The 22,897-nt window shown below is 45.9% G+C and carries 12 protein-coding genes; 5 read left to right on the top strand and 7 right to left on the bottom strand.

The genetic code is table 11. From position 1 onward, the window contains the following. The first annotated feature begins 20 nt into the window (after positions 1-20). Complete coding sequence (locus WC841_04270; GenBank protein ID MFA5828540.1) at positions 21-440, top strand: invasin domain 3-containing protein; 420 nt, start codon at positions 21-23, stop codon at positions 438-440. Here the strand turns inward: WC841_04270 and WC841_04265 are convergent, their stop codons facing one another. Next, entirely contained in the window at positions 441-875 is a 435-nt protein-coding gene (locus WC841_04265) for an Ig-like domain-containing protein (GenBank protein ID MFA5828539.1), read from the bottom strand. An 837-nt stretch (positions 876-1,712) separates the two neighbouring features. Between WC841_04265 and WC841_04260 the strand changes: the two genes are divergently transcribed. From WC841_04260 to WC841_04245, 4 genes are all read left to right on the top strand, one after another. Next, positions 1,713-9,467 (top strand): hypothetical protein, encoded by a 7,755-nt coding sequence (locus WC841_04260; GenBank protein MFA5828538.1) that lies wholly within the window; start codon positions 1,713-1,715, stop codon positions 9,465-9,467. Positions 9,468-9,542: 75 nt separating this feature from the next. Then, positions 9,543-10,112: a hypothetical protein gene (locus tag WC841_04255; GenBank protein ID MFA5828537.1), complete on the top strand. Its 570-nt coding sequence runs from the start codon at positions 9,543-9,545 to the stop codon at positions 10,110-10,112. Then, entirely contained in the window at positions 10,093-11,529 is a 1,437-nt protein-coding gene (locus WC841_04250) for a hypothetical protein (GenBank protein MFA5828536.1), read from the top strand. Before WC841_04255 ends, WC841_04250 begins: the two co-directional genes overlap by 20 nt. Positions 11,530-11,566: 37 nt before the next feature. Further along, positions 11,567-12,769 carry a hypothetical protein gene (locus WC841_04245; GenBank protein ID MFA5828535.1) on the top strand — a complete coding sequence of 401 codons (1,203 nt, stop codon included), beginning with the start codon at positions 11,567-11,569 and terminating at the stop codon, positions 12,767-12,769. A 73-nt stretch (positions 12,770-12,842) separates the two neighbouring features. Here WC841_04245 and WC841_04240 read toward each other — a convergent pair whose 3' ends face one another. The 6 genes from WC841_04240 to WC841_04215 form a co-directional block, all read right to left on the bottom strand. Next, positions 12,843-14,873, bottom strand: a complete 2,031-nt coding sequence (locus WC841_04240) for a hypothetical protein (protein ID MFA5828534.1) — start codon at positions 14,871-14,873, stop codon at positions 12,843-12,845. A 68-nt stretch (positions 14,874-14,941) separates the two neighbouring features. Then, complete coding sequence (locus tag WC841_04235) at positions 14,942-16,258, bottom strand: type II secretion system protein (GenBank protein ID MFA5828533.1); 1,317 nt, start codon at positions 16,256-16,258, stop codon at positions 14,942-14,944. Positions 16,259-16,285: 27 nt separating this feature from the next. Next, a complete protein-coding gene (locus WC841_04230) occupies positions 16,286-17,386 on the bottom strand; it encodes a M23 family metallopeptidase (GenBank protein ID MFA5828532.1) in 1,101 nt (366 codons plus the stop codon). A 196-nt stretch (positions 17,387-17,582) separates the two neighbouring features. Beyond that, entirely contained in the window at positions 17,583-18,929 is a 1,347-nt protein-coding gene (gene rho, locus WC841_04225; protein MFA5828531.1) for a transcription termination factor Rho, read from the bottom strand. A gap of 144 nt (positions 18,930-19,073) precedes the next feature. After that, positions 19,074-22,256 (bottom strand): hypothetical protein, encoded by a 3,183-nt coding sequence (locus WC841_04220; protein MFA5828530.1) that lies wholly within the window; start codon positions 22,254-22,256, stop codon positions 19,074-19,076. Further along, positions 22,235-22,891 carry a hypothetical protein gene (locus tag WC841_04215; GenBank protein MFA5828529.1) on the bottom strand — a complete coding sequence of 219 codons (657 nt, stop codon included), beginning with the start codon at positions 22,889-22,891 and terminating at the stop codon, positions 22,235-22,237. The genes WC841_04220 and WC841_04215 overlap by 22 nt, the downstream gene beginning before the upstream one ends. Positions 22,892-22,897 lie beyond the last annotated feature (6 nt).

Here is a 22,897-nt window from a genome sequence, read left to right as displayed (position 1 = left end):
ATCATCGATAATTAACCAGGATGTCAACCAAGTCCCTGCTTACCATCGCAATCCTCCTTCTCGCTCTCATTGCCGTCACCTATCTGGTCGTTCGCCCCGCTATCTATTCCGGCCGGGCCACCGGGCTCAACAGCACTAGTCCGATTACTTTAGAAAACTCCTATCTTTTTGCCTCCCCCCTCCAGGCCAAGGCCGATGGTAAAGAAAAAATCCGCATTACTGTTTTTTTACTGGACGGTCGGGGCATGGGCGTCGGAAACCAGGAGGTAGAGCTGACCAAACCTCCAGCGATAAATTTAACTGATATCCAGGCCACCAGCGACGACATGGGAAAAAGCGTTTTCGACCTTACTTCCTCCACTCCCGGAAAATATGAAATTGTTGCCAAGGTAAACTCAAAAGAAATTTCCCAAAAAGTAAAGGTTACCTTTACCCCCTAGCTAGTTTCCTCTAAAAGTCACCACCACCGATTTCTCCATCGGTGTCCCATCCACACTCGCCGCAACAGTTACCTGACCCTCTTTATTCGACGTCAATGTAAAACCGGTCTTGCCCGTCTGATCTGACTTTTGCGCTTCGGGCGACACTTCCGCTTCCACCCCTGTCGTCGACAAAGCCACCATCTTTCCCGCCACCGGCCTCCCCTCAGAATCACCCAAAAAAACATTCACTCCACATTTATCCGTCCCGTCAGCTTTACACAATATCTTTGATCCCAAAAGATAGGAATTTGACATTGATATTTTCGTTGCCGGTGCCGCCTTTGTCATAGTGACCAGAATCTTTGGTACTACAAAAGTCGCCAGAAAATATACAAAACCGATACCAAAAACCGCTGCCGCTACCAAAACAACATTTCTCCTCTTACTGATCATATAAAAATATCATATCACATCTACCACAAATCATATTATAAATTACCTTTTTGGCAATATTTACTCTAAGCTGCCAACAAAATATTTATCCTTGTTTAGTCTTTTCTTAGGGTTATTTTGCATAAACACCTTACCCGATTATTCCCGTTTTCCTTACCCCGACGACAGATTGACCATATTATTAATTTTATATATCACTCTATTACATAAGCTAACCCTATGTATTCTGTTAGTTCGCGTTACATTTTTCTCAGATTCATCTAATTTCATCACTTGGTCTATTTTACTACATCATGTCTTCATCTCCGCAAAACCGCCACCGTCAATACTGATGATACTATTTGCCACACACCGGCTCTCCTTAAACTATTCTCACCAACCCCATCAAACCAATAGATAAAAAACAAGTTTGGTATGTCTTATTACTATCTTTTAATATCAGAATATCTATTCCGCATTTCCCCGCATCTCAATATTTTTCCACCTATCCACTTTATTATGTATTTGATTGTATATGTTTTTAAATGATAGTAGTTCTATTCGTGTATTGTCGCCCCGTGAAATTCAGATTACAGATTACTGATTACAAATTACCAGTTACAAGATACTATCATAACGTATCATTTTCCCCTAAAAACCGACTATTGACAGCTTTTTTCTAATAGTAGATAGTTATTCTATGTACCCTATCAGACGCCACTTAAAAACGTATAAAAAATACCATTTTATACCTGATTCTTTATCACCGCACCCGCAAAGCCCTTTGGTAATTATCGCCGAAAAGTTATTCCCCTTTCTCATAATCGCTGCCAGCTTTATCTGGCTCTGGAAATAATCATGGGTGATCGACAAAATATTGAGCTTGTGCTCAATAGCTTCCATTCCTGGCTTGAAAAGCGCAGTTACAATCCCAATACGATTCGTAATTATCTAGTCGATACCAGGAAATTTATCGCCTACACCGAGGAGAGAGTTGTCAACATATTTTCCAAAGCTGCCTTTGGCCAATACGTCTCCTATCTTTCCACTCAAAACAATTCCGCCAGACGCCTGGCATCCTTAAACAAGTTCTGCCAATTCGCCCTTGATCAAAAACTGATTACTTCAAACTTTTTCAAGTCCGCCCTAAAAAAACACCAGAGACCTTCTCCAACCAAGCTTGTCGAGAGCTTCAAATACTACCTAAAATCTCAAAACACGCCTCAATCAAATATAAGAAAGTATATCAAAAACCTACTTAACCCACCCACTCCCTTACCAGGTGTAAAACGACCAGGCTTTTCTCTTTTTAACCAATACCTTCTCGTCTCCATAATTCTTATCATCCTCTCCGGCCTCGGCTATGGGCTCTACTCACAAACCATTCTCAAAGCCAAAAGGCAACTTGCCTATTCCACCGCCAACGCTCCCAAAAGTCCCACCCGTCAATTTTCCTTTCAGGGTCGTCTAACCGACCAGGATGGCAACCCGATTAGCTCCGAAACTGGCATCGTCTTCAAATTCTTTGACGACCCCACCCTGGGTGTCGGCACTTCACTTTACACCTCTGAAACCGGCGCTAGCCAAGTAGTTACTCCCGATACCAACGGTATATTTTCCGTAATTATAGGTAAAACTCATGGTTTAGAAATTCCCTCTAGCGTTTTTTCTGAACACACTGCCGTTTGGCTAGAAATCACCGCCGACGATGAGGTCATGGATCCCCGTCAGCAAATCGCCACTGTCGCCTACGCCTTAAACTCAGAAACACTTCAGGGATTAGGCATTGGTCCCTCCGGTGTCGCCTATCGCAACAACGTGGTCGTCCTCGACGAACAGGGCAACCTAAATCTTGGCGATAGTGGCGCCTATGTCCCCACTATCAAAGCCACCAACGGCTCACTTGGCATCGAGGGTCAGGGGGTATTGATCAAGGCCACCGACGGCAGCGGTGGCGACATTACCATCAACCCCGATGGGGCCGGAGTGATTCAATTTTTAACAGAAGGCACCACTCCTCCTGCCGGTATCGGCGGCTTCATCGATGCCACCAACGCCAATTTAGCCACCGGAAACTTATTCAGTGGCCAGGTGGGCAACCAACTTCGGGGCTACAACTTTCTTCAATTTCAAAATTACAATACCGGCCTCGGCGACACGTCTGAGCTTCATACCCGCTTTGAAGTTACTGCCGCCGGAAATGTCTATGTTGGCGCTACCCTCAGTTCTACCAATATATCAATCGGCAACACTCTCATCTCAGCCACCGCTACCCAACTAAATTTACTCGATAACTTAGCCGCCACCAATGGATCAATCATCTATGGAAATGGTACAAAACTAGCCAATTCGTCTGTGGGTAACTCCGGCCAAATCCTTGCTAGCAATGGCGCCGACACTCCTACCTGGATCGACCTGCCTGAAGGTGTTGCCTACACCGCTAGCACCGGGATCACTCTTTCGGGAAACGATTTTCGTCTTAACCTTGGTTCCAGTAATGTCTGGACTGGTTATCAGACCTTTAATGGTGGGATTGGTGTCAGTGGTAGTACCACTCTCACTAATTTGACTGTCGGTGGTACCTTTGTCTCTGTTGGTAGCACCAATACTGTTACCAATCTTTCTGCTGATTATCTTGATGGTATCTCTTCTGCTGGTTTTCTCCAGATCGGTGGCACCGGTTTCTTTAACATGGCCACCAATGGTCTCCAGGCTATTGGCAATACCGGAATTGGTCTAGGTGGCACTCTTGATCAAAATACTAATATCGGTACTTCTTCCTTCTCTTTGTCATTTTTAGGTCTGGGGAATAGTCAAAGTCTGTATATCGCTTCTAGTGGTAACGTCGGCATTGGCACCACCGCTCCAACCAACAAACTCGAAGTAGTTAATCCTGCCGGGACAATACAACTGTCCATAAATACACTGTCAACAGGTGATGTCACCATGAGGGGGAAAAGTGATGGTAACAATGCCGGAGATGCCTATATTATTGGTGGTGCAGGAATTAGCAATGCCAACGGAGGAGAGGTTTATATCAGAGGTGGAACCCGTGGAGGGGGTAGTGGCTTCCGTGGCGGGAATATTTATCTGGAGGGAGGACAATACGACACAAGTGGCGCTGGGTATGGAGGAGATGTCTATGTCGGTAAACAAACATACACCGGTAATACTATTGGTGGTAATGTCTATATTTACGGCCAAAACACAGGTGCCTGGGGGAGCAGAAGCGATATTGGAAATATCGAACTCCTCGCCGGTGCTGTCGATTATTCTGCCGGCAATGGTGGTCACATTTCCATAACAGCAGGTCGAGCCGGTTCTGCTGCCAACGGCGGATACGTAAATCTTATTACTGGCGCTGGTGGATCATCTTCTGGTAATTCAGGTGCTCTAACATTAGGAACAGGTAATATTACCAGTGGAAGCTATGGTGTTATAGATCTTAAACAAGGAGAAAACTACAGAATCAGAATAGATAGCAATGGTGACGTCGGCATCGGTACCACTGATCCTCTTTTCAAATTACATGTGGTCGGCGATGGTTACTTCACTTCCGGGTTAGGTGTTTCCGGTAATGTCGGTATCGGTGGGACTCTATCTCTCACCGGTACCAATGTTGCTGTTGGCAGTACTGTTCTCTACATTGACAGTTCCGGTATTATCACCAAAGGTGCTTTACCGGCCGGTACTGTCTATACCGCCAGTAATGGTATCACTCTCTCCGGTGCTGACTTCCAGCTTAACCTTGGTTCCAGTAATGTCTGGACTGGTTATCAGACCTTTAATGGTGGGATTGGTGTTAGTGGTAGTGCCACTCTTACCAATCTGACTGTCGGTGGTACCTTTGTCAGTGTCGGGAGTACCAATCTGGTTACCAATCTTAATGCTGATGTTCTCGATGGTCTTCATGCTGCTTCTTTTGTCGGTATCGGTTCCACTGGTGACTTCATTACTACTCTGACTGGTGGTTCCGGTATTCTTCTTTCCGGTTCCGGTATTGGTAGAACCATTACCAATACCGGTGTCTTAAGTATTAATTCCAATACCGGAGCCTTTACTCTCTCTAATGGTTTAACCAACTACACTAATGCCATTGGTCTGGGGGGCACACTTGATCAGGCTGGCTTTACCAATATCAACATTGGTAGTGGCTCCTCCGGTCTCTCAATCTTAGGTGTTAATAGCAATACTCAGGCTCTGACCATTAGAGAAAATGGGTATGTGGGGATAGGGACAACCAATCCGGGTGCAAAACTAACTCTCTCCGGAGGTAATTTCCTTCAAACTATCTCCGGTGTTCCGGAAGCGCTCTCCACCTTCTCTATCGGCGAAACTGCCTATGATATCGTCGTTTCCGGCCAATATGCTTATGTTTCCACTTACACCGGAATGATTGTCCTCGATATTTCCAACAACACTTTCCCGGTAATCACTAACGATTATAACACCGCCGGTTTCCCCTCAAACGCCATTGCCATCGCCGGAAAATACGCCTATCTGGCCGACGGGGTAAACACTGATCTTCAGATTATCGATATCTCTGATCCTCAAAATCTCAGTATCGGCGGTACCGTTAAAACCGGAGGTGTTTCAAAAGATATTTACATCTCCGGAAAATATGCCTACCTCGCCGATTATAAGCAAGGCCTCCAAATTGTTGATATTACTAACCCCGCCCGCCCCATCGAAACGGGAGAATATGTGACCAACCCGGGGCTATATAACGGAGTTTCTGTAGTAAACAATTACGCCTATGCCGTCGGCAGCGCCGGTCTGGATATTCTAAATATATCAAATTCCACCTCTCCATCCCTTGTTAGCACCCTGTCCCTCGGTGTTACCGCATTAGACATTTATGCTGATGGTAAATATGCTTACATCGCCGCCAACACTAGTGGATTACTCGTTGTAGATATCTCAAACAACACCTCCCCCGCTCAAGTTGGCTCATATAACACTGCAGGAAATGCCAACGGTGTCTTTATTGCCGGCCGTTACGCTTATGTTGCCGACGGCACCTCCGGTCTGCACATAATCGATATTAGCAATCCCGCTTCGCCTTCTCTGGTAACTACCTATGACACCCCCGGCAATGCTTACAAAGCTTATGTCCATGGAAAATATGCCTATATCGCCGACGGTACTTCCGGTATTGAAATTATCGATATCAACGGTATAGATACTCCCGCTATCAATGCCGGCAATATCCTTACCAACAACCTAAATACTTCTGAAAATGCCAATATCGGTAATAATCTCTATGTTAGAAACGGCCTAAATGTCGGGTTTGGCGGTATTTACTCTGCCGGAGATGTTAGCTTAACCGGTAGCCTCAACCTTACCGGTACTATTCTTGCTTCTGGTTCTACCGGTACTACCGGTCAAATCTTATCATCCACCCAAACAGGCCTTCAATGGATCGATGGTATTGGTACCACTTATGCCGCTGGTGTCGGTCTGACTCTCTCATCTGACAATGTCCTCTCGGTTGATTATGGTTCCGGGTTAGGTCTCAACGGTAACAAGATTATCAATACTGGTGTTACCTGGTTAACCGGTACTGCCAATCAGATCAGTGTCTCTGCCAATACCGGTGCCATTGGTCTCTCCTTACCCCAGAACATTGATACTGCTGCCATGGTTACCTTTGGTAACTTACGGATTGGTACTTCTCTCTCCACTGTCGGTAATGTCGGTATAGGTGGGACTCTGACTTTATCTGCTTCTACTGTTGTCGGTTCCGGTACTACCGCTCTCTTCATTGATCCCACTACCAATGTCGTTACCAGAAGAGTCCTCGGGAGTATGGCTTTTGATTCCGGTACTTATGATAACTATCGAAACTGGGGACTCCAAACCAACAGTGGTGACACTACTCCCGTTACTTCTCTCTCTCAGGTTAACTTTATCAATGGAGTTGGTATCAGTATTTCTCAGGTCGGTACCTCTATTACCATTACCAATACCAGTACTGGTACTACTTATGCGGCTGATAATGGTCTCCATTTAACCGGCAATATTCTTGGTCTCGGAGGCACCTTAACCGATACCGGCTTTACCAATATCAACATTAGTGCCGCTTCCTCTGGTCTCTCTTTCTTGGGTATAAATAACAATACTCAGGCTCTAACCATTACCAACACCGGTTATGTGGGGATTGGCACCACCAATCCTACGGCAAAATTAGACATCTACGGCGGACTGGTGCACCTCACTGGTGCGGCCAACTCTAATAAATTCTTAAAGCTTCAGAACTATGAAAGCACCGGTTATGCTCAGATATATCAAAGTGCCAGTGCTTTACATTTCGACACCTTAATCGACAAAGATTTCCGCTTTTACACCACAACCACTACCGGCGCAACCAGCGTTCTCAAAGTTTCGAGCGACTATTCTACCCAATTTAATGAAGTTTTAAACCTAACTGCGGCCGGAGACCTTACCTTAGATGGAACCATAAACATTAGTGGAACGGGAACCAACATTTTTGCCGGCGGCATCGGTATTACCGGCAACCTCACCGTCGGAACCGCCGGTATCTTGTCCGCCCCAAAATATTATGACTCTACTGCCTCTGAGTACCCAATGTTTTATCTGGACTTAAACAATGCCGACGCCAACAGTTCCTCACTCTCTTTAGCTAACCTTGGGTCTATCAAATTTGGGGCCTTTTATAGCGGTGGTTGGAAACACAGCAGTTCCGATCCCGCCGCCAAGATTGAAAGTATTGGTGGTGCTGCCGGCGGCCTTCTTTTAAACGTTGGCAATACCGGCGTTGGCAGCACCGCAAACGCTGTTGTTTGGGACAGGAGTGCAATTTTTTTGAGCACCAATGGCAATATCGGTATGACCGGAAACGTCACCATTGGTAGTTCCCTTACCGTCAACAGTACTCTTAATGTCGGCGGCACCTTAATAGTTCAGGACGGCGCCGGTAAAATCACCGTTGGTCTTATCGATCCTCCCTACACTATCAATGGCTCAAAATATGCCACCTGGTTAACGGCCATGCCCGGTCAAAAAGAAGAAGTTGTCGGCAGCATCAACACCTCTCAATATGTTCCGCAAGTCGGCTATCGGGGTGGTTTTAAACTAACCTCTCAGCCCGTCGGCTCTGACCTCTGGCTATTCAGCAAAACCACCAACATGGCCGAAAATATCAGCCGGCTAACCGTTCTCTTAACTCCTTCCGACAGCTCTAAAGTTTGGTACGAACTTGATGAAGCCAACAAAACTATTTATATCTATTCTTCCTCCCCATCCAAAATTTCCTACCGTTTTACCGCCCCCAGATGGGATTTTGTCGACCAAGACAACACCCGCCAATCCGATGAGGTTGGCTATATCATCGACTCTCCCGATGAAATTGACAATCTCGATATCCAAACCTCACTCAACCCCGCCGACTATCAGCACAACCTATCCCTAAATGGCGATGGTATTTATACTCTCACTGATTCTCAAAACAATGTCGTCAAAGAAATCGGCAATTTCTTCTCTGCCACCATTGCCAACCTCAAAACCGGCGCCATCACCGCCAAAGACATTGTCACCGACAACCTCACCATCCGGGACAAAATTGTTTCTCCCCTGGTTCAGGTAGATGATTTAGAAGCACTAAACATCACTACCGAAAATATCGAAGTCAAAACCGGCTATATAGATTCTCTGATTTCCAAAAATATCAAGACGGACAACCTGGAAGTCAAAGACGCCACCATCACCGGCACTCTTTATGCCGACAGTATCGTCGGTCGCGAAGGCTCCTTTGGCGACCTCATGACCGAAAAAATCTCCTCTCTTAGAGCCGAAATCCAAAAATTAATCACCGCCCCCCCTGAGGCTACTCCTTCCCCGCTTTTAGCCGAGTCAAAAGAATGGATTACCGATATTGCTTCCGACTCTGCCAAGTTAACCGGCAGCCTGACTCTAACTGACAACTTAGTCGTCGGCGGTAAACTAGCCATCAATGGTGATTCTCAATTAGCCAATGCTTTCATCACCGGCACTCTTTCCGTCGGTGATGTCATTATCAAAGATAACTACATCGACACCGCCAATACCGCTCTCTATCTTCAACACTCTGGTATTGGCTCGGTTCACATTCTGGCAGACACTTTAGTTATTTCTGATACCGGTGAAGTCACTGTAAACGGCCAACTTAATGTTGGTGGCAACATCACCGCCACCGGTAATATTACTACTAAAGATGCTACTGTCTCTGGGTCATTAATTGCCAATATGTTAGCCACTCAAGACGCCAGCATAAGTGGAAAATTAACCGCTAAAGAAATCGATACCCAAAAAATCAGCATCGCCACCGAAAGCGCTACCATAATAGCAGCCGACTCCGCTTCCCCTCAAGCCTCCTCCTCTGCCCAAATCAGTTCCAATGCCGCCGCCGGCACTCTCACCCTCCCCGCCGGGAAAACCGAGCTTACCATCGTCAACAACAAATTGACTCCAAACTCCATGGTCTATCTGACTCCGGTTGGTTCAACCAGAAACCAGGTTATCTATCTAAAATCAAAATCAGCCGACTCATTTACTATTGGCCTCGACCAAGAGCTCGACAAAGACATTGATGTCAACTGGTGGATTATAAATTAGGTATCTGCATACACCCCACCCACCCCGCTTGACATTAATCTCACAAATAATAATACTTAATCACCGCCAACCGACATGATTGACCAACCTCATCAAAATAGTCACTATCTCGCCAAAGACACCGAGCTTATTTTCCTTATCCTGATTTGTGTATTTCTCATCTTTCTGATTTTTGGCATCTTTTACTACAATCTCAATCTCAAGTCCAGAAAAAAAACTCCTCTCATCTTTAAAAATAATTCCCAAAATACCTCAATTTCTCCAACAAAAGCTACCCCCACCCTTAAACCATCAAAACCGACCCTTCGCGGATATCAGGAATTTACCGTTCAAAGTACCAAAAAAACCGGTCCCATTCCCTATCACCTAACCATCGATCCCTACGATCCCCAAATTGCCGGTCGCCAAACTGTCACTATCAAACTAAAAAGTGCCCTTCCCATTACCAAAGCCTTTTACGAACTTACCACTGACACCACGCAAACAGCTGCCATAAACCTAAAACTCATCTCCGGCACCCCAACCGATGGTACTTGGCAGGGTGATTCCATCATCACTGATTCTTACGATTATACTTATTATATGGTTTTCCAGGCTCTCGACAGCCAAAACCAACTTCTAAAATATGACTTCCCCATGCGCTAAATCCATCGTTGCAATACTAATTATTATTAATGTTTATTTTTTTAGTTCTTCATCATCAATTTTTGCCGCCTGCACCTCCGGCACTACTTCCTATAGCGCCACTGATGGTAGTAGCTGCAATGTCACCAACCTTTATCTTGATAATGGGGCTCAGGGGGTAGCAAATTCCTCCACTCTTACCTTAACCGGCACCAATACTAGCCTGGTTATTGGCGGCACCCTGGTTGTTGGTAGCATTGACCTAAGAGGTTGTACCGACTGTTTTCTTACCCTCTCCGCCGACAAAAAAATATACCTTAAATACCGCCCTTATCTATCCGATACCGACAACGATGGCTATCCGGGTTCCACCCTCCCTGTCGTCGCCCTCACCCCTCCGGCCAATGTCACTCCAAAAATCGGCATCTCCTATCCAGATACTATCGATTCCGACCCAAATACCTCCTGTCCTTCCGGGGCCAATCCCGCCGGCACCTGCAACAAATGTGTCACCGGCGCCGTCGCCAACCAATCCGCCGCAGAAGATTTATTTACCGAATGTGCCGCCACCTACACCACCTGTTCCGCCGACAAATGTATCCGCACCGGTCCCAGTGGCAACTGCGACAATGCCGGTGCCTGCGATACCGCCAACGGCACTATCAACGTCGCCGATGGCTATGTATGTAAATCAGCCGGTACTACCGCCGTAGATATTATCCCCGACATCGGTACCAGTGCCGGTACCGGTTATAGCTGCACCGATTACACCTGTTCCGGCACCATTTATTATCGTGCCTGTAGCGGGACTGGAAGTACCAGGTCCGATAATACCGGCGCCGGTTCCAGCGCCGTCAGTGTCGGCAGTAGCAAATATATTACCTCTGCCTGTATTGCTACCGATGGCAACTGTACCTCCGGTGCTGGTTGTACCACCTTCTACCGTGACGCTGATACCGATGGTTATGGTGTTGGTACGTCCAGTGTCGGCAGCTGCGGTGCCGCCCCGGGCGGATATGTCGCCTCCGGCGATGATTGTTGTGATGTTGTTGGAGTTGGCAAAAGCTTCAATACCGGCGTCACCGCTTATTACGCTGCCAGTACCGCCTGCGTCGGGGCCAGCTCTCCATGGGATTATAACTGCAGTAATACTCTTGAAAGGGAAAACGTATATGGTTATTACTACAGCACCAGTGCCAAATGTTATTGGACAAGCAGCAACTGTACCTCTGGTTCCCTCGGGTATACCTGTCGTACTGCCGCCAATACTCCTTGCGGAACAAGCACATATCTATGTTCCAACGATTGCACTGTGAAATCTAATATTGGCAGCTCAGCTAGTTATAGCGGCTCTTGCGGTACCTGTAAAGCAGTCACCGGCGGTGGCAACAAAGCAACTTGCATTATCTCGACCAGTGCTACCGCCAACTGCCATTAACTCCTAAAAATTTCGAAATTATCCCTTAAACTAATTTATGGATCTCACCCCCGACCAAATCCAAAAACTTGAATCCCTCGGGGTTAGACCACTTTCTACTACTCCCCCAAAAAATACGAGACCCTCCCTTATTCCTCTCATCTCCATTTCCGGCCTCACCCTCATATCTTTTGGCTCCCTAATTTTATTTAAATCCCAAGATTCTGCTAATTCTAATCAATTACAGATTACAGATTACAGATTACCAGTTACATCTCCTTCGCCAACCCAAGTCCCCAAATCAATTCAACACTATCTTCTGACCTCCCAACAATATTTCAGCCAAGCTCTCCAATTGCAACAATCATGTACGGGCGGACCGACGTGTCCGCCCTCTCAACCAACTATCATCAGCCTTCTCAATCAATCCATCTTATCCGCCACCGATTCCATCAAAGAATTCCCTCAAGACTACCGGGGCTATTATCAACGCAGCCGCATCTTTCAATCCCTTGCCGGCTCAAAACCCGAGCTGATTAATCAGGCCATTTCCGATCTCTCCTCCGCCGAAAAGCTCAACCCCGATTCCGCCGAAATTACCCGTGATTTGGCCTCTATGTACGCCAAAAAAGGTGATGCTGCTCAAACCCTTGCCTATCTCACCCAAACAGTTGTTCTGGAGCCCACCAAAGCCCAAAATTTTTACGATTTAGCCCGTCTCCAACAACAAACCGGCCTGATCCCCCAAGCTCTTCAAACCTACACCACTCTTCTGCCCTTGATTACCGATCTAGATCAAAAAACCCAAGTTGAAAATGAAAAACTCGCACTGGAAAAATTAGTCTCCCAAAGCTCTAGCGATTCAAAACAATTACCGATTACAGATTACAGATTACCAATTACGTCACCATCCCCCACCATCCATCTTCAGGACAATCCTCCCATCATTCAGGCAGACTCCGGCTTGCCTATCGGGACAGGTCTGATTATCGCCGCCCCCGAAACATCAAAAAGCATCAATGTTGAAAACCTCACCGACACTAATTCCTTTTCCGGCCAAACCACCCTTCCTTCAGCCACCAAAGAAATCAATCTTCAAAATAAAAACCTTGCTCCTTCCTCACAGGTCTATCTCAGTGTAATAAAAGGTGGCAAGCACCAGAGTCTCCGTGTAATTTCCAAAACCAACACTTCATTCACTGTCGGTCTTGATTCCCCCATCCCTGAACCGATTGAATTCAAGTGGTGGATAATCAACTAATTTCCCGATTTCTTAATTTCTTCCTGTTCAAAAAGGCATCTTCAATCGTCCCCTTATCAATTTCGGTCGCATTTTAAGGCGATCCGGTTGGTGTCATTGTCGGTCCGGTAGTCGTTGGCGTTGGTGTTACCACTTCCACCGTCGGTATTGGCAGAGTCTCCGGTGGTTCCATCTCTTCATTTGGAACTGTCACTTTTCCAGCAGTCGGCAGTGGTTCAGACGTCTGCAAAGTCTCGGCCTGCTTGGCAGTCGTCGCTTTCGCAGCATCAGCCTGCTTCTTCATCGCCTCATCCAGTTCCTTTTTCCAATCCAAAAGTTCTTTCGTTGCTTTTTCGTAATCACCTGAATCCACGGGTACTAACGCCACCGCCTGAGAAAGTCTCTGGACCGCATCTGCCAACCTGTTACTTTTTTTGGCCGTATATGCCCAGTTATACCAACCATTGGCATAATCGGTTTTATTGACCACCACTTGTTCAAACACCCTATCAGCTTCATCATACCTTCCGGCCGCAAACAGCAACCATCCCATATCCAATTTAATCAACGGGTTAACCGGATCCAACGTCGCCGCCTGCTGATATGCCTGAAAACTCCAATCAGGCGCTCCGTCTACCAATCCCACCAGGGCCTTATAAATTGCTGCCAGATTTGTCCAATAAACCGCATTGTTACTTTCCAGGGCTACCGCTGATTTTGCCTCCCTCACTGATTGTTGAATCAAAGTCGATGCTTTTTGTTTATCATCGTCGGTTACATCTTTGTTTGACAACATCACCTGAGCTAGCCCCAAATTCGTTTGTGAATAAATTCTTCTGTATTCCGCAAAGGTGTTATTTTGTCCGATTGCTTTAATCTGCAAATCATAGGTCAACCCGCCGTTATTCTTCGATGAAGCCACAAAGGACTCCCTCAAAAACATCTCTCCTCGCAAAATTTTCACCCAATGATATCCGCCAAAAATCGCTCCACTCGTCAAAATTAAACCCAAAATCCAAGGCCCAATATTAAGGTTATTTTCGCCCACATTCAAAGTTAATTTTATTTCCCGGCTCTCAAACAAACCTCCCGCTAGTAACCACATCACCGCAAACCAGATCATCAAATCCATTGGTAGTATGACAAACAAAATCAAAAACATCCCCACCAACCAAAAATCACCTCTTCTTTTCGTCTTGGCCCAAGCACTAACCAACATTACTACCAGCAACAGTCCCACAATCCCCAGTTCCGTCCATATATTCAATATTCCCATCGAGGATGTATTAAATCCGTTCGCCCAATATTTTGTCAAATTATATTGTGCCGGTCGGTACAGACTAAATGCTTCGGAAAAATTCCCAAAACCGACTCCAAAAAATGGTGACCGCTTCAGCGTCTCTGCTGCAATTACCCAGGAGCTGTTTTTATCCAGCATCAAAAGACCGCCCGTCGCCAGTCTATACACATCCAAAAGCAATACCAGTCCGAAAACCGCTGCCATTACCGCCTCAACCATATACCCATCGCTTCCGTCTTTATTTTTTAGTTTCGCCAACAATCTTTTTACCCACTGGCTCACCAGTAAAAGCATAAATGCTACCTCGCTCATCAGTGATCCCGTCACAGACCACCCCTGCCCGATAGACAGGATCGGGTTATCCTTCGGCAATAAAATTGGCAGCCTAGCCGTGGGAATCATAAAAACCACCATAGAAGTTATCGCTACCACCACCCCCGATACCGACAAAAACCACAATTGTTTATTAGTCTCCTCTTTTTCCGATACCTGCAACCACAGAAAAAACCAAATCAGCATCGCCACCAAAAAACCCCACCCCATCGGCGCCATCATCGTTCTCATCTGCACTCCCACACTCAGCCTCGTCCACACAATCCCCGCCCATACAGTCAACCCCAATACTAGCCAAAAGGGCTTGTTTACCCTGATACTATTTTTTTTAGTGATCAGTATTTCTGCCACCCACAAAACCAGACCGATTAGTGCCGTTACTCCCAAAAACCAGCTCTTTCCAAATCCAAATATATCGGTAACTACCGGCAAAAAGAAAATCGGAAACAACATAATAACAATTCTTACATACCACTTCAATATCTTCTGCATGAACTCAGAATAACAAACCCCACCTCAATCCACAAATACAAAATATATCTTTTTACCGCAAATTTATCTTATCGACACTTAACTGTCTGTTGCCACCCGAGAGAAGTACAAACCCCGGGCGCTGTCATCCAGTACGGGGTAATATTTTCACAAACACCTGTTGCCGATTTTCTTGAATACACCTGGCCGTCATCAAACACTGACAGATCCTCATCGTCGCAAAGATAATAGTTTTTACCACAGTCAGCCTGAGTTATATATTGAGCGTCAAATCCCAGATATCCGGTTTCCGATGGCGACCATCCTGCACAATCAGGCCCTCTGTATCGAAAATATCCCCCGGATTTTAGCCTTCCCGCAAGTGACACAGAAGTCGCCCCTACCGCGAATGTAACTGTACCACTACAATCATAATCCCAAGTGCTCCCTACCCCAACACAAGATGCGTGAGGAGTTGAATAATATGCCGATCCCGGTCTTATCAAATTATTGTTATCACAACAATCGCTATTATCAATAACATATCCTGCCACACACGATGCACATCCGGTATTATTGGCCACCCCCGGATCACCGTACCCATCCGTATCCCAATCTCTATGACACACCGGATTAGTGCAAGTTGATGTTGGTGTCGGTACTATCGGTGTACTTGTTGGTGGCGGCGGTGAAGTGGTCGGTGCCACCGGTGTACTGGTTGGTGGGACTGGTGTACTGGTTGCCGACACGGGTGTACTGGTGGCTGCCACTGGTGTACTAGTTGGTGGTATTGGTGTACTAGTGGGAGGTACCGGCGTACTGGTCGGTGGAACTGGTGTACTAGTGGGAGGTACCGGTGTACTGGTGGGTAACGCCACTATATCACAATTCAATCCAAAATCCCCATAAGATGTATTTGAGCTAAAAACCACATAGTGATAAGTCAGTCCGTTACCCGCTCGATAACCAAAATTAGAATTCCGGCACGACGGATTACCCGGGCAACCCGGACAATATTTGTTATATTCCGAATCCTCCACGTTCTCCAAATTCGAAAAAATAGCTACTTTCTTCCCCCCATCCCTCGTTTCTACATAATATGGCAAAGCCGGATTTGTATCCACCGGTGTTTGCTTCATATATGAAGTCCCGTCACTGGCCGTCAACCCCACTCCCCAGGGGATACTACTATTAGAGGGAAAGACCCCCGAATCGTTGTATACCGTCAGTATCGCTTTATAAAGTGAATTCAAATCTGCCTTCCTCCGAACATCGTTCGCCTTTAGTTTCGACTGCCTGTATTGGCCAAAGGCAATAACCGACAATACTGCCATTATCGATATCGCCACCAATAACTCAATAATTGTAAAACCTGCCTGCCCGCAGGCATGGCCATTTCTTCTCATCTACACACTAACTTTATCAGATATTCCCTATTTAAGCACTGTCAACGGATCCAATTTCCCCTTTGGACTAATCACTTCAAAATGAAGATGAGGGCCGGTTGATCTTCCGGTGCTTCCCATCACCCCTAATTTCTGCCCCTGCACCACCCTCTGCCCTGCCTGAACCACCAACGAGTTACTCAATAAGTGTGCATACAAAGTTTTATAGCCATTACCGTGATCAATAATCACATAGTTGCCATAACCTCCGGCATTCCATCCCGCCGTCACCACCGTCCCGCCCTGAGCTGCTTGGATGTTCGGTCCGTCTTTGGAAGCAATATCAACTGCCGTGTGATACCAAGACGACCTCTGGCTGATACGCCCCGCAGTTGGCCACATAAAATTACCTTCCCCCTGAACTCCCGGAATTGGCGCCACCGTCCTGGCCACGTATCTGGCCTGATCAATAACTACTTCCTTCGGTTTTATTCCGTCCGGCACTATCAGCTCCTGACCGGCATACAAAGCAAAAGTTTCATCGTTGCTAAATGTATTAAAAGGGTAATCAATAATGTTTTGTGCGTCAACCTGTAATTTTTTGGCTATACTATAAATAGTCTCTCCTCTGGTAACCTTATACCTCATCCCTGTTACAGGAAGTATCTTTAGTATCTGTTTCGGCTTAATTTGATCTACTGACTTTAAGTTATTTTCCCACATAATTGTGTCAATCGACACCCCAAACTTCACCGCAATCGCTGATATCGTATCCCCCTCCTCCACCCGATACTCGGTCGTTTCCCCTTTTGGCAAACTGGATATTTGCGTCTCCGCTCCCCCGATTTCGTCCGCCGCCATAATCAAATAATTACTTCCTCCGGCATCTTTATTTCCCGAAAATGTAATCAGTTCTTCAACTTTTCCGGAAAACACTATCACCAGAAACGACAACGCCGCCATACTGACATTAACAAAAGTTTGGCTAAATCGGCCTCTCTGCCGGTACATCATCTTGCTCAGGCTATTTTTTATAATTCCTGCCCACCCCAACCACACCGCCAACACCCCTTCCCAAAAACGACTTTGGTCAACAAAAAACTCTCTAATTAATTTTGATTCTTCTTCAAAAAATTTTTTATTTATCATCTTTAATCTTTCAGTCTTTCAGACTTTTAGACTTTCGACTTTTAGACTATTAATCTTTCAGTCTTTCAGACTTTTAGACTTTCGACTTTTAGACTATTAATCTTTCAGTCTTTCAGACTTTTAGACTTTCGACTTTCCGACTTTTAGACTTTCGACCTGCCTGCCGGCAGGCATGGCTTTAAGGCTGTTTGTCTCTCTATTTTTTCCCCACTTTTGCCAAAAATTCATCATTATTCTTTGATTTTAACATCTGCTCGATAATCATCTCTGTTGCTCCGTTACTGTCATCAATAACATCAAACATCCTCCGGATTGCAATAATTTTACTCAGCTCACTTTCACCCAAAAGCAATTCCTCCTTCCGCGTCCCCGACTTTAAGATGTCAAACGCCGGAAATATCCTTCTCTCCGCCAACCTTCTGTCAAGCCTCAGTTCCATATTTCCTGTGCCCTTAAATTCCTCAAAAATCAATTCATCCATTTTTGACCCGGTATCAACCAAAGCCGTCCCGATAATGGTTAGCGATCCTCCGTTTTCAATTTTTCTTGCCGCTCCAAAAAATTTCTTCGATGGATAAAGCGCTGCCGGGTCAAATCCTCCCGACAGTGTTCTTCCTGAAGTCGGAATCGCCAAATTATAAGCCCGAGCCAGTCTCGTGATCGAATCAAAAACCATCACTACGTCTTTCCCCAGTTCTACCAATCTTTTTGCCCGCTCAATCGCAATCTCGGCCGCCCTGGTCTGTTCTTCAGGTTTCTGATCAAAGCTAGAAGCAATTACCTCTCCTTTTATGAATCTCTGCATATCTGTCACTTCCTCCGGTCTTTCCCCCACAAGTACTGCCATTAGGTGAACTTCAGGATAGTTTCTTGTCACCCCTGCCGCGATCTCTTTTAGCAAAACCGTCTTTCCTGCCTTTGGCGGCGACACTACCATCCCCCTCTGTCCGAAACCAATCGGGCAAAACAAATCGATAATCCTCGTCGACAATATTTCCTTGTCCGTCTCGAGCTTTATCTGTTTTTGGGCATATATTGGTACCAAATCTCTAAAATCCGGTCTTCTACCGGCTGAAGCCAACTCCATTCCGTTTACCTTATCAAGCCTCACCAACCCCCAATACCTGTCCCCATCCTTGGGTGATTTAGCCACTCCGCTTATCAAATCCCCAAACCTCAGGTTGTATCTCCGAACCTGCATCGAGCCGATAAACACATCCTTTGCTGATGGATTAAACTTAGGCCTAATATATCCCTGTCCATCCTGCATTATCTCCAAAATACCGTTAATGTTTTCAAAATTAGAATTTAATTGCGCCTGTACTTGTGGCTGTGGTTGCAACTGAGGCTTTACTTGGATTGGTTGTGAAGCGATTCTTACCGGTTGTTTTATCTCCACCCTCGATCTTGGCACCTCGGTTTTTTCAACCTGCACCGGCTTATCTTTGGCTGCCGCCACTTCCGGCAGAGCAACTTTTACTTCTTCGACCGCTGTAACAACCTTAACACTAGCCTCATCAGGCTCGCCAACTTTCTTCAGCATTTTTTATTTTTTGAAATTTCTAAATAGGGGAAAAGTACAATAACACACATCGTGCGGGAAAAACTCATGAAACAACTAATTCTAAGGTATTACTCCCCTCTTGTCAAGTCAATATCCGTCATCATCTCTGCCCATCTCATCTCATCACCAACACCACCACAAAAAACGGAAACATGATTTTGGAGTTGGAGTGACGGAAGCAGAAGGAGTAGGCTTGGGAGGGACAGAAACAGTCGGGATTGGGGTCAAAGTTGGCTCCACCTCTACCTCAAGCGTAGGTGATTGAGCCCCCAGAACAGAGGAAGTTTTGGCAGAATTTGACGACACCATAACCTTCGGTTTGAGAATTAAGGAATTAGGGTAGTATCTGGCCGTTCTTTTTCCGGTTGTGGTTTTGGCGGTCAATATTTTGCTCCACTCTCCGGGCTGACAGCCCAATTGGCCTCTGACTTTAAAGTAATAGACCGTATTGGGTTTAAGATGGTAAACCGTGTGATTTTGTTCTCCTTCCCGGCCAAGAGTCACTTGCTCCCCGTGTTCTTCGCCGTTAGTATTGACCGAAGAAAATGAAATATAAAATTGGCTCGTATTGTTAATCGGGGTAAATTTCATGGTGGCCGAGGTGGCGAAGGTATAAACTTCAAACAGATCGGGCGCCGAAAATGGTTTTGGATCACCACACTCCGGAGTCAGATTAGCCGCAGAAACAACTTTGTTTTTGCCCACCAATACAAACAACGAAAAACCTGTCGTACTGCACGTCACCCGTCGCAAACCGGTATTTATTTGGCAAGAAGAAAGTTGGCTCCAGGCAGCATCATGATACCGGTAAATCGTTAAAGTCGATTCATCAATATCATTTCCCAAATCACTCTGGTTGTAATTAATGCTAATACCCAGCGGTTGGCTAAAACTGCCGACCGCCTCAGTAGTCGCCAAATCAAACGCCCGAAGTTCATAGATATAACCACTCACCGGATTATAGTCGGGAGGCGACGGAATCAAAGAAAATGTCGTAAATTTATTAAATTGTTGAATTTGGAAACTAGCCTCAGAGACACCAATCGAAGAAGCAGGTATCGTCAGCGAAATTCCCAAATTATTACCCTGAGAATCAACAAATTGTTTCGGGACCTCCCCGCCCGAAATATCGGTAATTACTTTGTCAAACATCGACTCGGAGGCAGCTGCTACCGTACAACCTGTCGTTGAAAAAGTCCCATCACTGCTGAATTTTTCATTGCCCTCGCTATCAACAGATTTCGCCTGATAATGATAGATAGCACAGGGCTGAAGTAAAGATAGTGACACCCTATGGTTGGTCACCAGCGGCGAAGTATCCGTCACCGTCGTCGTTGTCCCATATCCGGAAGTTAGTCCGTAATAAACCTGAGACGACGCTGCTTCTTCCGTCACCCAGGTAATCGTCACTCCGGTATCAAGAGAAGAAGTCCCGACATTCGTGATATCCGGAGTCGGTGCCAAAACCGTAAATGTCGTCGAGGCAAAATTGCCCCGAACCGTATATGAAATATTCTCATCATAAGCCCTTACATAAACGGTGTGTGATCCGTTCGCAAGGCCGCTAATTTCGCAGCTATAATCCTCCAATCGACTGTCAAAAGCCCCGTCATCAGCCGTACACGCGCTCCATGTCCCTGTCAATTGATTGCTGTCCACCCGGTATTGAACCCCGCTTATATTAGTCACCGAATTCGTCGCTCCCACCGAACCGGTCAAAACCACCGTCGACAACGGCTGATTGTTGGAAACCGCCTCAACATCAATAGTATGCGGGAAATTCAAAATGGTATAAAGCGAACCGGATTCCTCCCGGGAGTTGTACCCCGTCATAAAAGCTCCCACCAAGATATCAATAGAACCGTCAAGATCGACGTCTTGAAGACTAGCCCCCGGTATCCCACCCAAATCAGTTGTGTCAACACCCGAATATTTAACATTGTAATTGGCCGAATCAGACATATCCCGGCTCACTCCCACCCCGCTACAATAACTCGCCGCCCCGTAAATTACATACACTTCCCCCTCCCCCCGCCTATCAGTCATCGATGCTCCCAAAACCATATCATCCTTACCATCATTATTTATATCTGCCGATTCAACCACATAGTCACCAAAATTATCATTTTCGTTAATTCCATCAAACCTGACATTATAGTTACTAGCCACCGATGTCTCGACAATATTACCTGTCGTAGCTAATTTACTCGCCAAGCTGTTCCCACAAAAAAGGTAATCCACCCCCGTCCAGCTATTTACTCCTGAAGCGCCGACAATCAAATCCCTCTTCCCATCTGCATCAACATCTCCGCTGCCAAAGTTTATCATCGCCAAATAGTCCCAGGCGGCGCTTCCATCAATCCGGACATTAAACACCGAGGTATTCCCCACATTAATACTGCTTCCGCTCGACTTATAACCGGTCAGTAAATTCCCGGAAAACAAATACAAAGATCCGGCCCCCGCTCCGTTACCGCTATCTCCCCCCCTCGATCCCACTCCCAAATCATCTTTTCCATCGCCATCTATATCACCAAGCACCCTCAACACATAACCAAAGGCATCACCGGCAACTGGCTTATCGATCAGCAAATCATAATTATCACTATCCGCCAAAGACAAAGTTGTCCCCGAAGCTAATTCGCTAAATTTTTCATTAAAAATTACATAGGCCTTGCCCCACTCTCCGATAGCGATATCAGGGCGGTCGTTACCGTCAAAATCACCCACGCTCAGCATTCCGGTACCAACACCGGAAATCTTCACGCTATAAGACGATGAATTAGCCAAAGATCTGGTATTTCCTACCCCCAGGTAATTAATAAGTTTGTCGTTCAAAATAATAAAGGCTCCGTCTGTCGGATCACCCACCACAATATCCGGCTTACCATCATCATCAAAGTCAGTCACCTCAAGTCCATAGGGAAAATAACTGTCATCAGTAAAATGATCAATTCTCAAACTAAACTTTGTCGACCCAAATAAATCCCATGTTTTACCAATTCCGACAGAAGGCAACAAAGTCCCGTTCACAATAAATAAAGATCCCGTATGGCCACCACCATAATCCGATCCAATCGAGCCAAAAATATAATCATTTATTCCATCATCATCCAAGTCAGCTACCCTAAGTACCCTATCTGGAATATGGTCATGCCAAGCCTGCCCGTCAATTCTCTGATTCCAACTGTCAGGATCCGACATTTCATAAGTAGTGGCAGCCAAACACGTGACCGGAGAAACCCAAAAAAACACCGCCAAAAAACAGCCAATCACCACCCTCATCACCTGCACCACCCGAGCCACCTCCAAAGGAAAAAGCAGCTTCCGGATGTTTTTTGTGATCCACCAATGTCATAATTTGTCCCCATCACACTCCCGACTGCCAATGAGCTATCGGCCGAACCCGGCATCGGGTTATAACCGGCCACAAATACCCTCTCTTGTGGTACGTCGATCTTTCCCGTTCCCTCGCGAACAGGGGTAAACTTGATTGTTGCCACTCTGAAAATTCCTGATTTCAACTTGTCTATTTCCATCCCCGTACTCAAAGCCACTATCTTCAGGCAGCTCTCATTTGCCCCTTTCTTTGTCAGCGAAGCCATTACTAATGTCTTAAACGCTTCTTGATTTAATTCAATCAAACTCTCAAGTTTTTTTTCGTCCAACACTAGCTCCGACCCGAAGCACATTGTTATATCCGCCGAGCTGACCTTGGCAAAGTCATCAGACCCGCTAACCTTATCCGTTTCTAGCCACAACTGCACCGGTACTTCTTTCCCCATATCTGCACTTATTACCTCCGGTTGTATCGTCACCTTTACCCCCGAAAAATAGGCTGACTTTCTTATCTCCTGCCTCTTTCCGGCCAAAAACACCCCTGCCACCACCACTGCCAACAAAAACAAAATCACCCAAAAAGATTTAACTTTAACTGCCATAAATTA

It is taken from the genome of Candidatus Shapirobacteria bacterium (assembly GCA_041659325.1).
Lineage (GTDB): Bacteria > Patescibacteriota > Microgenomatia > UBA12405 > UBA12405 > JBAZYN01.
Note: the sequence above shows the minus strand (reverse complement) of the source record. Positions and strands in the feature narration are given on the sequence as shown.